This window comes from Streptomyces olivochromogenes, from assembly GCF_001514115.1.
Classification (GTDB): domain Bacteria; phylum Actinomycetota; class Actinomycetes; order Streptomycetales; family Streptomycetaceae; genus Streptomyces; species Streptomyces olivochromogenes.
The window spans coordinates 22,003-36,874 of the sequence record NZ_KQ948473.1 but is presented as its reverse complement, the minus strand read 5'-3'; the positions used below and the strand labels follow the sequence as shown (position 1 = coordinate 36,874).

14 protein-coding genes are annotated in these 14,872 nt (G+C 71.2%); 9 read left to right on the top strand and 5 right to left on the bottom strand.

Features of this window, described 5'->3' with window-relative positions; all coding sequences use genetic code 11:
- Nucleotides 1-4 precede the first annotated feature (4 nt).
- Nucleotides 5-1,621 carry a carboxyl transferase domain-containing protein gene (locus AQJ27_RS41135; protein ID WP_067380876.1) on the bottom strand — a complete coding sequence of 539 codons (1,617 nt, stop codon included), beginning with the start codon at nt 1,619-1,621 and terminating at the stop codon, nt 5-7.
- Between the two features lie 98 nt (nt 1,622-1,719).
- Between AQJ27_RS41135 and AQJ27_RS41130 the strand changes: the two genes are divergently transcribed.
- The 6 genes from AQJ27_RS41130 (at nt 1,720) to AQJ27_RS41110 (ending at nt 6,588) form a co-directional block, all read left to right on the top strand.
- Nucleotides 1,720-2,322 (top strand): SACE_7040 family transcriptional regulator, encoded by a 603-nt coding sequence (locus AQJ27_RS41130; protein ID WP_067380873.1) that lies wholly within the window; start codon nt 1,720-1,722, stop codon nt 2,320-2,322.
- A gap of 236 nt (nt 2,323-2,558) precedes the next feature.
- Nucleotides 2,559-2,714, top strand: coding sequence for a hypothetical protein (locus tag AQJ27_RS57580; protein ID WP_167552143.1), 156 nt, complete (start codon nt 2,559-2,561; stop codon nt 2,712-2,714).
- 63 nt (nt 2,715-2,777) lie between these two features.
- Nucleotides 2,778-3,296, top strand: a complete 519-nt coding sequence (locus AQJ27_RS41125; protein WP_067380870.1) for a hypothetical protein — start codon at nt 2,778-2,780, stop codon at nt 3,294-3,296.
- A 176-nt stretch (nt 3,297-3,472) separates the two neighbouring features.
- The gene (locus AQJ27_RS41120) at nt 3,473-4,630 is read left to right on the top strand and encodes an acyl-CoA dehydrogenase family protein (protein ID WP_067380867.1); all 1,158 of its coding nucleotides are present in this window, start codon (nt 3,473-3,475) and stop codon (nt 4,628-4,630) included.
- 45 nt (nt 4,631-4,675) lie between these two features.
- Entirely contained in the window at nt 4,676-5,548 is an 873-nt protein-coding gene (gene tesB / locus AQJ27_RS41115; protein WP_067380864.1) for an acyl-CoA thioesterase II, read from the top strand.
- A gap of 53 nt (nt 5,549-5,601) precedes the next feature.
- Entirely contained in the window at nt 5,602-6,588 is a 987-nt protein-coding gene (locus AQJ27_RS41110) for a cation diffusion facilitator family transporter (RefSeq protein WP_067380861.1), read from the top strand.
- 91 nt (nt 6,589-6,679) lie between these two features.
- On the opposite strand, the gene AQJ27_RS41105 is transcribed toward AQJ27_RS41110, so the two are convergent.
- Nucleotides 6,680-7,465: a phosphatase gene (locus tag AQJ27_RS41105; RefSeq protein WP_067380858.1), complete on the bottom strand. Its 786-nt coding sequence runs from the start codon at nt 7,463-7,465 to the stop codon at nt 6,680-6,682.
- Between the two features lie 112 nt (nt 7,466-7,577).
- Entirely contained in the window at nt 7,578-9,152 is a 1,575-nt protein-coding gene (locus AQJ27_RS41100) for a PucR family transcriptional regulator (RefSeq protein ID WP_235613790.1), read from the bottom strand.
- Nucleotides 9,153-9,373: 221 nt separating this feature from the next.
- On the opposite strand from AQJ27_RS41100, the gene AQJ27_RS41095 reads away from it, so the two are divergent.
- The 3 genes from AQJ27_RS41095 to AQJ27_RS41085 all read left to right on the top strand — a co-directional run bounded on the left by AQJ27_RS41095 (nt 9,374) and on the right by AQJ27_RS41085 (nt 13,699).
- A complete protein-coding gene (locus AQJ27_RS41095) occupies nt 9,374-10,840 on the top strand; it encodes a sodium:solute symporter family protein (RefSeq protein ID WP_067380852.1) in 1,467 nt (488 codons plus the stop codon).
- 172 nt (nt 10,841-11,012) lie between these two features.
- The gene (speB, locus tag AQJ27_RS41090) at nt 11,013-12,017 is read left to right on the top strand and encodes an agmatinase (RefSeq protein WP_067380849.1); all 1,005 of its coding nucleotides are present in this window, start codon (nt 11,013-11,015) and stop codon (nt 12,015-12,017) included.
- On the top strand, nt 12,014-13,699 hold the full coding sequence (locus AQJ27_RS41085; protein WP_067380845.1) for a thiamine pyrophosphate-binding protein: 1,686 nt from the start codon (nt 12,014-12,016) through the stop codon (nt 13,697-13,699). Before speB ends, AQJ27_RS41085 begins: the two co-directional genes overlap by 4 nt.
- Nucleotides 13,700-13,709: 10 nt before the next feature.
- Here the strand turns inward: AQJ27_RS41085 and AQJ27_RS60285 are convergent, their stop codons facing one another.
- Both AQJ27_RS60285 and AQJ27_RS41080 read right to left on the bottom strand, forming a co-directional pair.
- A complete protein-coding gene (locus tag AQJ27_RS60285) occupies nt 13,710-13,841 on the bottom strand; it encodes a hypothetical protein (RefSeq protein ID WP_268814607.1) in 132 nt (43 codons plus the stop codon).
- 194 nt (nt 13,842-14,035) lie between these two features.
- Nucleotides 14,036-14,839 (bottom strand): endonuclease I family protein, encoded by an 804-nt coding sequence (locus AQJ27_RS41080; protein WP_067380842.1) that lies wholly within the window; start codon nt 14,837-14,839, stop codon nt 14,036-14,038.
- Between the last annotated feature and the right edge of the window lie 33 nt (nt 14,840-14,872).

The window sequence follows — 14,872 nt, the reverse complement described above, 5'->3', positions numbered from 1 at the left end:
CTCATCACATCCGGAAGACGCCGAACTGGGGGTCACCCAGTGGCGCGTTGGCGCAGGCGGTCAGTGCGAGACCCAGCACCTGCCGGGTCTCCAGCGGGTCGATGACGCCGTCGTCCCAGAGGCGGGCCGTCGCGTAGTAGGCGCTGCCCTGCTGCTCGTACTGGGCGCGGATCGGGGCCTTGAAGGCGTCCTCGTCCTCGGCGGGCCACGACTCGCCGCGCGCCTCCAGCTGGTCGCGCTTGACGGTCGCGAGGACGGACGCGGCCTGCTCGCCGCCCATCACGGAGATCTTGGCGCCGGGCCACATCCACAGGAAGCGCGGTGAGTACGCCCGGCCGCACATCGAGTAGTTGCCGGCGCCGTACGAACCGCCGATCACCACGGTCAGCTTGGGTACACGCGTGCAGGCGACGGCCGTGACCATCTTGGCGCCGTGCTTGGCGATGCCACCGGCCTCGTACTGACGCCCCACCATGAAGCCCGAGATGTTCTGCAGGAACACCAGGGGGATGCCGCGCTGGTCGCACAGCTCGATGAAGTGGGCGCCCTTCTGGGCGGACTCGGAGAACAGGATGCCGTTGTTGGCGACGATCCCGACCGGGTGTCCGTGGATGTGCGCGAAGCCCGTGACCAGGGTCTGTCCGAACTCCGCCTTGAACTCGGCGAAGCGCGAACCGTCCACCACGCGCGCGATGACCTCGCGTACGTCGTAGGGAGTGCGGGAGTCGACGGGCACCGCGCCGTAGAGCCCGTACGGATCCACCTTGGGCTCGACGGACTGCTCGACCGCCCAGGGGAGGGGCCCGCGCGCGGGGAGCGTGGCCGCGATGTTCCGTACGATCCGCAGCGCGTGCGCGTCGTCCTCCGCGAGGTGGTCGGTGACGCCCGACACACGCGCGTGGACCTCGCCGCCGCCCAGCTCCTCGGCGGTGACGACCTCACCGGTGGCGGCCTTCACCAAGGGGGGCCCGCCGAGGAAGATCGTGCCCTGATTGCGCACGATCACGGCCTCGTCGCTCATCGCCGGGACATACGCGCCGCCGGCCGTGCACGAGCCGAGGACCGCGGCGATCTGCGGGATCCCCGCCCCCGACATCCGCGCCTGGTTGTAGAAGATCCGCCCGAAGTGCTCGCGGTCCGGGAAGACCTCGTCCTGCATGGGCAGGAACGCGCCTCCGGAGTCGACGAGATAGACACAGGGGAGGCGGTTCTCGAGCGCCACCTCCTGTGCCCGCAGGTGCTTCTTCACGGTCATCGGGTAGTACGTGCCGCCCTTGACGGTGGCGTCATTGGCGACGATCACGCACTCGCGGCCGCTGACCCTGCCGATCCCGGCGATCACTCCCGCGGCCGGGGCCTGCCCGTCGTACATCCCGTGGGCGGCCAGCGGCGCCAGCTCCAGGAAGGGCGAGCCCGGGTCGAGGAGCGTGTCCACGCGCTCGCGCGGGAGCAGCTTCCCGCGCGAGGTGTGGCGCTCCCGGGCCCGCTCACCGCCCCCGAGGCGTGCCTCGGCGAGCTTGGCGCGCAGCTCCTCGCCGAGGGCGCGATGGGCCGCCTCGTTGGCCCGCCAGGCCTCCGACGCGGGATCTGCCGCGCTCGTCAGCTCCGGTGCTTCGTGCATGTCCCGCGGTCCCCTCACCAGTGGTCCACCAGTTAATGAGCGTTAACGCATGTCGTCCAGGTTAACGACCGCTAACCTCCCTGTCTAGAATTGCTTCCATGGCCACGAGAACCGACGCCCCCACCCGACGCGAGCAGATCCTCAAGGAGGCTGCCCGGCTCTTCGCCGAGCGCGGCTTCCACGGCGTCGGGGTGGACGAGATAGGAGCGGCGGTCGGCATCAGCGGCCCCGGTCTGTACCGGCACTTCGCGGGCAAGGACGCGATGCTCGCCGAGCTGCTGGTGGGGATCAGCGGGCAACTGCTCACCGGCGGCAAGCGCCGGGTGGCGGAGGCCGACGGGGGTGCGGAGGCGGTCCTCGACTCGCTCGTCGAGGGGCACATCGACTTCGCGCTCGACGACCGTCCCCTGATCACCCTGCACGACCGCGAGCTGGACCGCCTGCGGGACAGCGACCGCAAGCTCGTACGACAGTTGCAGCGGCAGTACGTCGAGCTGTGGGTGGAGGTCGTCCGCGAGGTGTATCCGGCCCTCACCGAACCCACCGCCCGCTCGGCGGTGCACTCGGTCTTCGGCCTCCTGAACTCGACACCCCACCTCGGGCGGCCCGGGGCGCTGCCGGGGCGCGGCGTGACGGCGGCCCTGCTGCACCGGATGGCGCGGGGCGCCTTCGCGGCGGCGGCCGGGGACGCCGTTCTTTGACGCGGGTTCTCGCGCCTACGGTTTTTTGTGCGAGCGGCGGCTCTGTCCCCTGCGCCATGATGGCGGCCATGAACGGACACATGGCCATGAGCGAACAGGCTTCCGACTGGGTGACCCTCTTCCGCTTCGAGAACGTCCCCGGCTGCCCGCGGCCGGGGCGGCTGATGGCGGTTTGACTGCGTGACCGGGGCATCGACTGGGACCCCTTCGCCGGACGGGACGTACGGATCGATCTCATGTGCGGGGTCCGGTCGGACGGTCACTGGCACGGCACGGTCGTCGTCCGGGTGCGCGCCGACACCCTGCGCGGGCTGGGCCTCCATCCCGATCAGCCGACTTCGGCACCGGCCGACCCGCTGCCGCCCAAGTGGTGGGGTCCATGGGCGCGTTGATCCCTGATCTCTGATCGTGGCTTCTTCGGGCGCGTGTCACCGGGTGCTCGGTAGGTTCACGTCATGAGTGACGACGAGGACTACCTGGAGAAGAGCCCGGCGGCCGCACGGATGGGCAAGGCCGCCGAGTACCTGGTGGCGGCCTCGGCGATCCTCGCCACGGGCGGTGAGCTGAACGTCTCCACCTCGCTGGTGGACGACGAGGGGGTGGACCTCGTCTTCCACCGGCGCGGGAGCTCGGCGACTCTGGCGGTGCAGGTGAAGGCCAGGATGTCCACCGGGTCGCAGGTTCGCCAGGGCAAGCTGATGGCCTTCGTGCGTGCTCAGACCTTCCAGCCGCGGGCCGGCCTGGACATGCTGTTCGTCGCCGTGGACGTCGAGCGGGGAACGATCATGACCGCCTGGCTGATACCGAGCGGCACGTTCGGCGAGATGGTCGCCGAGCCCAACAGCAGGGGGCGCTTCCGGTTCTCGGCGTCGATGAAGCCGGACTCCAACGACCGCTGGACTCCGTTCCGGCTGACCGCCGCGGAACTCCCGCAGCGCGTTCTCGCCCGGCTGGCGGAGCTGGAGCGGGCGTGACGAGCGTCATGGGGGCGGGCGGCCGATGACTCTGGACGGTCGTCGTGACCGACGGGTAACCTGAGTGCTGAGCAAGCGCTTAGCCAAGGGGTCGCGGCCGTTCATTGCGCAACCCCGACGGCGGGCAACCACATCCGCGAGAGCGGCGCCGGTTCAGGCGCAGAGAGGGGCCGGCGGTGCGCCGTACGGTGTTCAACGAGGACCACGAGGCGTTCCGGGAGACCCTGCGGGCCTTCATAGAGGCCGAGGTCGTTCCCGTCTACGACGAGTGGTTCGCCGCGGGCCAGGCGCCGCGCGACTTCTACTACAAGCTCGCCGAGCTCGGCGTCTTCGGCATCCGCGTGGACGAGGAGCACGGCGGCGCGGGCATCGACTCGTACAAGTTCGAGGCCGTCCTGTACGAGGAGACCGCCCGCGCGGGTGTCTCCTTCGGCGGCTCCGGTGTGCACGTGCTGCTCGGCCTGCCCTACATCAAGCTGCTCGCGACCGACGAGCAGAAGAAGCGCTTCCTGCCGAAGTTCGTCTCCGGCGAGGAGATGTGGGCCATCGCGATGACCGAGCCGGGCACCGGCTCCGACCTCGCGGGCATGAAGACCACCGCCAAGCTCTCCGAGGACGGCACGCACTACGTCCTCAACGGCGCCAAGACCTTCATCACGGGTGGCGTGCACGCCGACCGCATGATCGTCTGCGCCCGCACCTCCCCGTCCACCAAGGAGGACCGCCGTCACGGCATCTCCCTCTTCGTGGTGGACACCAAGGCCGAGGGCTACTCGGTGGGCCGCAAGCTCGACAAGCTCGGCCTGAAGACCTCCGACACCGCCGAGCTGGCGTTCGTCGACGTGAAGGTCCCGGTCGAGGACCTCCTCGGCGAGGAGAACAAGGGCTTCTACTACCTTGGCCACAACCTCGCCTCCGAGCGTTGGGGCATCGCCTTCGGCGCGTACGCGCAGGCCAAGGCCGCCGTCCGGTTCGCCAAGCAGTACGTGCAGGAGCGGGTCGTCTTCGGCCAGCCCGTCGCCGCCTTCCAGAACACCAAGTTCGAACTGGCCGCCTGCCAGGCCGAGGTGGACGCGGCCGAGGCCGTCGTCGACCGCGCGACCGAGGCTCTGGACGCCGGTGAGCTGACCCCCGCCGAGGCGGCCAGCGCCAAGCTGTTCGCCACCGAGGTCGCGCACCGCGTCATCGACCGCTGCCTCCAGCTGCACGGCGGCTACGGCTTCATGAACGAGTACCCGATCGCCCGCCTGTACGCGGACAACCGCGTCAACCGTATCTACGGCGGCACCAGCGAGATCATGAAGTCGATCATCGCGAAGGACATGGGCCTTTAAGGCCCGCGAAGATCACCGGAAACAAGCGCACGATACAACTGACGCATGAGTCAGGCACTTGAGTCCCTGCTCGATCTGCTCGACCTGGAGCGGATCGAGCAGGACATCTTCCGCGGCCAGTCCCGCTCCGCCGTCGTCCCGCGCGTCTTCGGCGGGCAGGTGGCGGCGCAGGCACTGGTGGCCGCCGGGCGCACGGTCCCCGAGGACCGGCACGCGCACTCCCTGCACGCGTACTTCCTGCGTCCGGGGGACCCCGGCGCGCCCATCGTGTACACGGTGGACCGCATCCGTGACGGGCGCTCCTTCACCACCCGCCGCGTCGTCGCCATCCAGCACGGACAGCCGATCTTCCACCTCTCCGCGTCCTTCCAGACGTACGAGGAGGGCATGGAGCACCAGGCCGCGATGCCGTCCGCGCCCGACCCGGAGACGCTGCCCACGGCCGCCGAACTGCTGCCGCTGTACGCCGATGTCATCAAGGACCCGGTCGTCGTCGAGCGGCTCCTCGAAGCGCGCGAGTCCGTCGACCTGCGCTATGTCGACGCGCCTCCGTACGGCACGGTCGGCGAGATACGCGAACCGCACTCCCAGGTGTGGTTCCGCACCAACGGCAAACTGGCCGACGATCCCCTCCTCCATGTCGTCCTCGCCACCTACGTCTCCGACATGACGCTCCTCGACTCGATCCTGCTCGCGCACGGGCGCGGCGGCTGGGTGACCGGGGACGTCGTCGGGGCCTCGCTGGACCACGCGATGTGGTTCCACCGCCCCTTCCGCGCCGACGAATGGCTGCTGTACGACCAGGAGTCGCCGTCCGCCTCCGGAGGCCGTGGCCTCGGCCAGGCCCGCATCTACACCCAGGACGGACGGCTCGCCATCTCGGTGATCCAGGAGGGCGTGGTCCGCGTCCCCCGGTAGGACCGGGCCTGCCCGGTGAGACTGACGGGGGGCCGACCCGGTAAGACTGGGGCATGGCCATGACTGGAGCGGGAGCCGGACAGCAGGACGACGGCGGCGGCGAGAGCATCTTCACGGTGATCGTCGCCGCCCTCGCCAATCTCGGGATCGCGGTGGCCAAGGCGGTCGCGGGCGTCATCAGCGGATCGAGCGCCATGCTGTCCGAGGCCGCGCACTCGGTGGCCGACACGGTCACCGAGCTTTTGCTGCTCACCGCGCTGAAGCGCAGCGAGAAACCGGCCGACGAGGACCACCCGCTCGGCTACGGACCCGAGCGCTACATCTGGGCGATGCTCGCCGCCGTCGCCACCTTCGTCGGCGGCGCGGTGTTCTCCCTCTACGACGGCATCCACACCCTCGTCGCGGGCGAGGAGCCGGGCGACCCCCTCGTCTCGTACATCGTGCTCGCGGTCGCCTTCCTGCTGGAGAGCTACTCCTTGCGCACCGGCGTACGCCAGGCGCGCGGGGAGGCGGAGCGGGTGGGGGCGCCCTTCAAGCGCTACCTCCGGCACACCCCGGACACCGCCGTGAAGGCCGTGGTCCTGGAGGACTCGGCCGCCCTGATCGGCCTCGTCCTCGCGGCGGGCGGCCTGCTCGGCGGACAGCTCACCGGCTCCGGCGTCTGGGACGGCATCGCGTCCCTCTGCATCGGTCTCCTCCTGCTGTACGTCGCCTGGGTCCTCGGCCGCTCCAACGCCGAGCTGCTGATCGGCCGCCCCCTCCCCAAGCCGATGCGGGAGCGGATCCGGGCCGAACTGCTCGCCGTGGAGCACGTCGAGGCCGTACTGGAGCTCACGACCCTCGTACAGGGCCCGCGCGAGGCGCTGGTCGCGGCCAAGGTCGACTTCAGGGACGTCTCGACCGCCGCCCAGATCGAATGGGCCTGCGAACAGGCGGAGGCCCGACTACGAGAGGCGTTCCCCGTGGTGAGCCGCGTGTACCTCGACCCGACACCTGGCTACGCCCAACGCCGCCACGAGGGCCTGAACCCCTGGCCGTGACGGGGGATTTCGCCCCCCGTCGCCCCTACCGTCCCAGCCGTTCCCGGGGTTGTTCGTCCGGCGCGGGTCGGTGGGAGCGAGGAAACGGTTTCTACAGGTTCGCCGCGGAGAGCAGATACGCCGTCAGCGGGTCATAGAAGCGAGGGCTTGTGACGTGGTCGTCGAGGGGGACCGTGACCTGGAGCGTGCCCTCGGACTCGGCGAGGAAGAGGGCCGGGTCGTTGCTGTCGGCGTAGCCGACGGAGTCGATGCCGAGCTGGCCCGCGCAGCCGGCCCAGCCGTGGTCCGCGACGACCAGGTCGGGCAGGGGCTGGCCCGCGCCCTCCAGGCCCTTGAGGATCGCGCGCATCGGCTCACCCGAGTGGGTGTGCCACAGCGTGGCCCCGTGCTCCAGCACCGCCACGTCCGCGAACTGCATGACGTACCCCTCGTCCGTCTGCAGCCCGTCCGGAATGACGACGATCTCGCAGCCGGCGCCGCGCAACGCGGCGGCGGTGGCGCGGTGCACGTCGAGCAGGCCGCCGGGGTGGCCGGTCGCGAACAGCACCCGCTGCTCACCGTCCGCCGCCTTGCGCAGCCGCGCCGCCATCCGGTCCAGGGCGTCGACGGTCAGCTCCGGGTCGATGGTGTCCTGGCCGTAGCGGTACTCCGGGTCGTCGTTCACACCGCACCGCTCCGCCATCACGGCGAGCACGTCCTGCTCGTCGGTCCAACGGTCGCCGAGTTCCAGGCCGAGCCAGAAGTTGCGGTCGCCGTTGGCGAGCTTGCGGTAGTGGGAGAGGTTGTTCTCGCGGGGCGTGGCGACGTCGCCCGCGATACGGGTCTTCACGAGATGGTCGACGAGCTCGGCGCGGCTGGGGGTCCCGGATATCGGCATGCCACCCATTGTGCCGGGGTGCTCCGCCGGGAGGGTGGTTGTCCTGAACCGTGGGATGTGGGTCACTCGGCGTGAGACCGAGAGGCGAGGGCCGGGGGTGTCCTCGGGGTTCTCAGGTTTCCCTCAGTGCGAACCACAACTCCATCCGTACGTCCGCGTCGTCGAGGTCCGCCTCCAGCAACGCCGCACACCGCGCGATGCGTTGGCGGACGGTGTTGCGGTGGACGGAGAGGGCGACGGCCGTGCGGTCCCAACTGCCGTGCAGGGACAGCCAGGTGCGGAGGGTCTCGGTGAGGGCGGGGGTGGCGGCGATGGGGGCGAGGAGGGCGCGCGCGTGGGCGGCGGCGTCGGCCGGAGGCACGAGGTCCGCCAGGGCGGGGCGCTCGCTGTGGCGGACGAGGGGCGTGCGGGTCGCCCGGGCGCGGGCCAGGGCGCGGGCCGCCTGCCCGTCGGCGGACGCCCACTCGTGCGGGCCGACCGCCGCGCTGACCCCGCAGATCCAGCCCTGCTGCGCGGTCGGCTCGCGCTCGCCGGGGACGAGGACGCGTACGACACTCCCACCGGTGTCGATGAGCGCGGAGCCCAGTGCCGCCCCCAGCGCGGACGCGGCGACGGCGTCCGGCGCCGGACCGTCCGCCGCGGGGCGGGCGTGCACGACGGTCCACCGGTCCCCGCCGAGCAGCGGGGCCACCTCCTCGGGCGCGGCGCCCAGCAGGAGTCGTACGAGCGCCGCCGAGCGCGCCGAGCCGCTCCCGCTCTGCTGCTCCCCGGTGAGGAGGGAGAGGAGGACGGCCGCGACGGAGGCGATGGTGTGGTCCCCGGGGTCCCGGCGCGGCGCCGCGACCCCGAGGACGAAGCCTCGCCCGCCGCCGAGGGCGTACGCGGCCAGGTGGGTGCCGCCCACGGTGTCGGTGGCGGAGGAGGGGGTGGGAGTGGGGGTGGGGGCGGAGGGTGGAGTGGGGCCCTGGGGGACCGCGGGCCGGGGCGGCCCGGGGCGTACGACGGCGGCCAGGGCGCCGAGGGCGGCCACGGGGCCCTCCTGCGGTGTTCTCCCCGCGCGGGCCAGCTCCGCGCCCTCCGGGCCGTACAGCACCGCCCAGCCGCCCACCCGCTGGGCCAGCTGCCGCAGCACCGCCGCCACCGGGTCAGGGCGCGCCGCGGCGGCCGCCAGGCTCTGCTGGGCCTCCGTGACCCGCCGCAGCTCCGCCAGCCGGGCCTGCGCCATCAGCTGCCACACCGCGCGGGCCACGCCCGAGAAGGTGGTCTGGGGCGGGACCTCCAGCAGGGGCAGGCCGTAGGTGTCGCAGGCCGCGACCAGGGCGCGCGGGACCGTGTCGTGCACCGGCGCCAGGCCGAAGCCGAGCGCCGCGCCGCCCGCCGCCACGATCCGGGAGACGTAGTCGTCGAAGTAGGTGCCCGAGCCCGCCGCCTCCGGGATGTGCACCCCGGCGGTCAGCAGCAGCTCACCGCCCAGCAGATACGGGTACGGGTCCGCCATCTCCGACGTGTGCGCCCAGTGGATCACCGTGTCCGGGGCGACGGGGCCCGCGATGTGGCGCAGGCCGAGGTCCTCCCGGGCCAGGAGGGCGGACAGCGGGACCGGTGGGGTGGGTGGGACAGGTTGGACGGGTGAGACAGGTTGGACGGGCGGGACTGGTGTGGCGGATGTGGCGGATGTGTCCGGCATGGTGGACGTTCCCTCCATCCCGGTCGGCTGCAATGGATGAAACGTACACTTCAGAGTCATCTTCCGGCCACCTAAGGTCAGTGCCGTCGGCAGCCGCGGGTACGGGCGTATGTCCCCGCGATCAGCTGCCGGACTCCCGGCCGGGTATCGCTCGCCCGGCCCGCGTCCCCACGTCCATCTGCACGACACGCCACCGACGAGTGCGCGAAGGAGGGCCCCCTATGGCCATCGATTACACAGTGATCGTCGTCTATCTGGCCGGCATGCTGGCCATGGGCTGGTGGGGCATGCGCCGCGCCAAGTCGAAGAGTGACTTCCTGGTGGCCGGACGGCGCCTGGGCCCCGCGATGTACTCCGGGACCATGGCCGCGATCGTCCTCGGCGGCGCGTCCACCATCGGCGGCGTCGGGCTCGGATACCAGTACGGGCTCTCCGGCGCCTGGATGGTGTTCACCATCGGCCTCGGACTCCTCGCCCTCTCCGTCTTCTTCTCCGCCCGCATCGCCCGCCTGAAGGTCTACACCGTCTCCGAGATGCTCGACCTCCGCTACGGCGGCCGGGCCGGTGTCATCTCCGGTGTCGTCATGTGGGCGTACACCCTGATGCTCGCGGTCACCTCGACCATCGCGTACGCCACCATCTTCGACGTCCTCTTCGACATGAACCGGACGCTCGCGATCATCATCGGCGGCTCGATCGTCGTCGCGTACTCCACGCTCGGCGGCATGTGGTCGATCACCCTCACCGACATGGTGCAGTTCGTCGTGAAGACCGTCGGCGTGCTCCTGCTCCTGCTCCCCATCGCGGTGATCAAGGCCGGTGGGTTCAGCGAGATGAAGGCCAAGCTGCCCACGGAGTACTTCGACCCGCTGGGCATCGGCGGCGAGACGATCTTCACCTACGTGCTGATCTACACCTTCGGCATGCTCATCGGCCAGGACATCTGGCAGCGCGTGTTCACCGCCCGCAGCGACACGACCGCCAAGTGGGGCGGCACCGTCGCCGGCACCTACTGCCTGGTGTACGCCCTCGCCGGCGCCGTCATCGGCACGGCGGCCAAGGTGCTCTACCCGACGCTGCCCAGCGCCGACACCGCCTTCGCGACCATCGTCAAGGACGAGCTTCCGGTCGGCGTACGGGGCCTGGTGCTCGCCGCCGCCCTCGCCGCCGTGATGTCCACGTCCTCCGGCGCCCTCATCGCCTGCGCCACCGTCGCCAACAACGACATCTGGGCCAAGCTGCGCGGAGCCGTACGGCCCCGGGGGGACGACCACGACGAGGTCAAGGGGAACCGGGTCTTCATCCTCGTCATGGGCATCGCCGTGATCTGCACCGCCATCGCCCTCAACAACGTCGTCGAGGCGCTGACCGTCGCGTACAACCTGCTCGTCGGCGGTCTGCTCGTCCCGATCCTCGGCGGACTGCTGTGGAAGCGCGGGACCGTGCACGGCGCGCTCGCCTCCGTCGTCGTCGGCGGGCTCGCGGTCGTCGGGCTGATGGCGACGTACGGCATCCTTGCGAACGAGCCCGTCTACTACGGGCTGCTGTCCTCGCTGGCCGCGTACGTGATCGTCTCCCTGGCCACACCCGCGACCGACCCGGCGGTCCTGGCCGCCTGGCGCGAGCGGCTGGCCGGGCGCGGCGCGGATGCCGAGGCCGAGGCCGAGCCGGCGGCCGTGGTCGCCTAGCCGCCGCACCGCACCCCAGCCCCCGAAGAACTTCGGCCCGGGCGCCGCACGGCGCCCGGGCCGGGCGGTCCCCCTCAGCGGGGTCCGCGACACTGGAAGACGCAACACCGGTACCACGCACCACTCACCACTCGCACCACGCATCACCCGTACCACCTGGAGGAGTCCGACGATGAGCAGCACCGAGTTCCCGGCAGCAGGCGGCAGCCAGCCACGCGGCCCCGTCGACTCGTCCCGCGTCCCGCGGTACGCGGGCCCCGCGACCTTCGCCCGGCTGCCGCGCCTCGACGAGGTCGGCCGAGCCGACGTCGCCGTGGTCGGCGTGCCCTTCGACTCCGGGGTCTCCTACCGGCCCGGCGCCCGCTTCGGCGGCAACGCCATCCGCGAGGCCTCCCGCCTGCTGCGCCCGTACAACCCCGCGCAGGACGCCTCCCCCTTCGCTCTCGCCCAGGTCGCCGACGCCGGTGACATCGCGGCGAACCCGTTCAACATCAACGAGGCCGTGGAGACGGTCGAGGCCGCGGCCGACGAGCTGCTCGGCACGGGCGCCCGCCTGATGACGCTGGGCGGCGACCACACCATCGCCCTCCCGCTCCTGCGCTCCGTCGCCAAGAAGCACGGCCCGGTGGCCCTGCTCCACTTCGACGCGCACCTCGACACCTGGGACACCTACTTCGGCGCCGAGTACACGCACGGCACCCCGTTCCGCCGGGCGGTGGAGGAGGGGATCCTGGACACGGAGGCCCTCTCCCACGTCGGCACCCGCGGCCCGCTGTACGGCAAGCAGGACCTCACGGACGACGAGAAGATGGGCTTCGGCATCGTCACCTCGGCGGACATCTACCGCCGCGGCGCCGACGAGGTCGCCGACCAGCTGCGCCAGCGCATCGGCGACCGCCCGCTGTACATCTCCATCGACATCGACTGTCTCGACCCGGCGCACGCCCCCGGCACGGGCACGCCGGAGGCCGGTGGCATGACCTCCCGCGAGCTGCTGGAGATCCTGCGCGGACTGTCCTCCTGCAACCTGGTCTCCGCGGACGTGGTCGAGGTCGCGCCCGCGTACGACCACGCCGAGATCACGGCGGTGGCCGCGTCCCACACGGCGTACGAACTGACGACGATCATGTCCCGCCAGATCGCGGCGGCCAGGGCTCAGGAGGCCGGGAACAAGTGACTCACGACCACGACCTGGTGCTCCGTCCGTCGGCGGCGCAGACGGAGGCCGCGCTGAATCCGCCCCCCGGCCGCAACGGCGGAGACCTGGTCGTGGAGACCCTCTGCGGTCTCGGCGCCACGACCGTCTTCGGCCTGCCCGGCCAGCACGCGCTCGGCATGTTCGACGCCCTGCGCCGGTCCTCGTTGCGGTACATCGGACTGCGGGTGGAGAACAACGCGGGGTTCGCGGCCGACGCGTACGGCCGCATCACGGGTGAGGCCGCGCCCCTGCTGCTCTCCACCGGCCCGGGAGCGCTGACCTCCCTGGCCGCGCTCCAGGAGGCCGCCGCGGCCTCCGCCCCCGTCCTCGCCATCAGCAGCCAGATCCCCACCGCGGGACTGGGCGGCGGACGCCACGGCTATCTGCACGAACTCCCCGACCAGCAGGCGTCGTTCAGGGGTGTCGTCAAGTCCGTCCACACGGTCCGTACGCAGTCGCAGATCCCCTCCGCGATCGCGGCGGCCTGGGAGTCGGCGCTGACCGCCCCGCACGGCCCGGTCTGGGTGGAGATCCCGCAGGACGTCCTCCTCGCCGAGACCCACCTGCCGCAGGTCACGGCGATCGACGCGACCCCGGAGGACGTCGTCCCGCGCCCCGAACTCACCGCGCTGGCGGCCCACTTGCTGTCCTCGGCGGCCCGCCCCGCGATCATCGCGGGCGGCGGGGTCGTACGGTCGGACGCGTCCGGCAAGCTGAGGTCGCTGGCGGAGAAGCTGAACGCGCCGGTCGTCACCACCTTCGGCGGCAAGGGCGCCTTCCCCTGGACCCACCCGCTCTCACTCCAGTCCTGGCTGGAGGACCAGCACACCACGGACTTCCTGGAGGACGCGGACGTCCTGCTGGTCGTCGGCTCCGGCCTCGGCGAACTGTCCTCGAACTACCACACGTTCAAGCCCCGCGGCCGGGTCGTCCAGATCGAGGCCGACCTCGGCAAGCTGGAGTCCAACCACCCGGCGATCGGCATCCACGCGGACGCCAGGCTCGCGCTCTCCGCGCTCCTGGAGACCGTCGAGGACCGCCCCGACCCGACGGCCGCGGACCGCGTCCGCACGCTGCTCGACCGGGTGGGAGAGCGCATCGCCGCACAGGAACTCACCCTGGAACAGGACGTGTTGGCGTCCGTCCGCCGAGCCCTCCCGGCCACCTCCCCGTCCTTCTGGGACATGACCATCCTGGCGTACTGGGCGTGGTCCGCCTTCGACCCGCGCGGAAAGAACACCATGCACTCCGCCCAGGGCGCGGGCGGCCTCGGCTACGGCTTCCCGGCGGCCCTCGGCGCGGCGGCTGCCGATCCCACCCGCCCGGTCCTCGCGGTCTCCGGCGACGGCGGCGCGTTGTATTCGATCGCCGAACTCGCCACGGCGAGGCAGTACGACCTGAACGTCACCTGGCTGATCGTCGACGACGGCGGCTACGGCATCCTGCGCGAGTACATGACCGACGCCTTCGGCCAGGCCACGGCCACGGAGCTGACCCGCCCCGACTACGTGGCGCTGGCCGAGTCCTTCGGCGTCCCGGGGATCCGTACGACCCCCGAGACACTGGAGGAGGACCTGGCGAAGGCCCTCGCGAGCCCCGGCCCGTCCGTGGTGCTGCTCCCGGCGGTGCTGCGGATGTTCGCACCGACGCATCTCGGCTGAGTCGCCTCTTTCACCAGGTGAGGAGCGCATCGGGCGTGGACGCCTGCCGTGCCTCGGTCGCGGCGCGGAACGCGGCCAGCGCGGCCCGGCGGCTGCGCAGGTCCGCGATGTCCGCGTCCATCCGTTCCAGGTGCGCGGTCATCGTGCGCCGAGGCTTCCGGGCCGCCGGCGCCGAGCACCTCGCGGTGCATTTCGGCGACCCGGACGGATACGTCCGGCGGATGGCCGCCTTCGCTCGGGCGGCCCGGAAGACACGCGGCTGATCTGGTCGCCGCAGGTCACCGGCCTGACCACGAAGCAGATCAGGTGCGACGGGACGACCGGGGGTTCAACCGTCTACCAGATCGCGTCGACCCACTCCGGGTGGTCGATGAACGGGTTGCGGTTGTGCTGGTAGCTGTCGTAGATGACCTGGTTGCGCTTCTCCTCGAAGGCGCTCGGCGGGTCCTCGTCGCTCCACTCCTTGAGCACGGAGAGCTTGCCGATGTACGGGTTGCTTCCGTTGTTCACCTTCTCGTTGGGTTCGAGGTCGGCGAAGCCGTCGCCGCCGTCGTAGCGCACCGCCATGTAGAGGATCATGCGGGCCACGTCGCCCTTGTCCGCGTCACGCGGCTCGAACGAGTCGGAGTCGGTGAGGCTGCCGCCCCCGCCGCTGACCGTGCTGCCGCCGTTGTCGAAGTCCTTGTTGCCACGGATGCTGTTGACCTGGACGTCCGCGGGACGCAGGTGGTGCAGGTCCGTGCCGGGACCTGTCACCTCGCCGAAGTCGCCGTGGGACTTGGCCCACACGTGCTCGCGGTTCCAGTCGCCGACGTCTCCGCCGTTGAGCGACTTGGCGCGCGAGGTGCCGCTGTACAGCAGGATCACGTTGTTGCTGTTGTTCGGGTCCTGGTCGGTGACCATGAGCGCGTTCCAGACCGCGGAGTACGAGATCTTGGTCTGGCTGCTGATGATCGTGTGCAGCGAGGACTTCAGGCTGCTGCCGGTCTTGCCGACCGCGTTCTTGTAGTACGTGCTGTCGTACGCGGTCGTCGTGGCACTCGCGGGAGTGGCGGTCATCGTCGGCAGGGTGAGGCCTACCAGGACGGCTGAGGTGGTCAGCGCCAGCGTCTTCCAGCGGCGTATGTGCGTGGCGGGCATGGTGGGGGCGTCCGTTCTACGCGGGTTGATTGA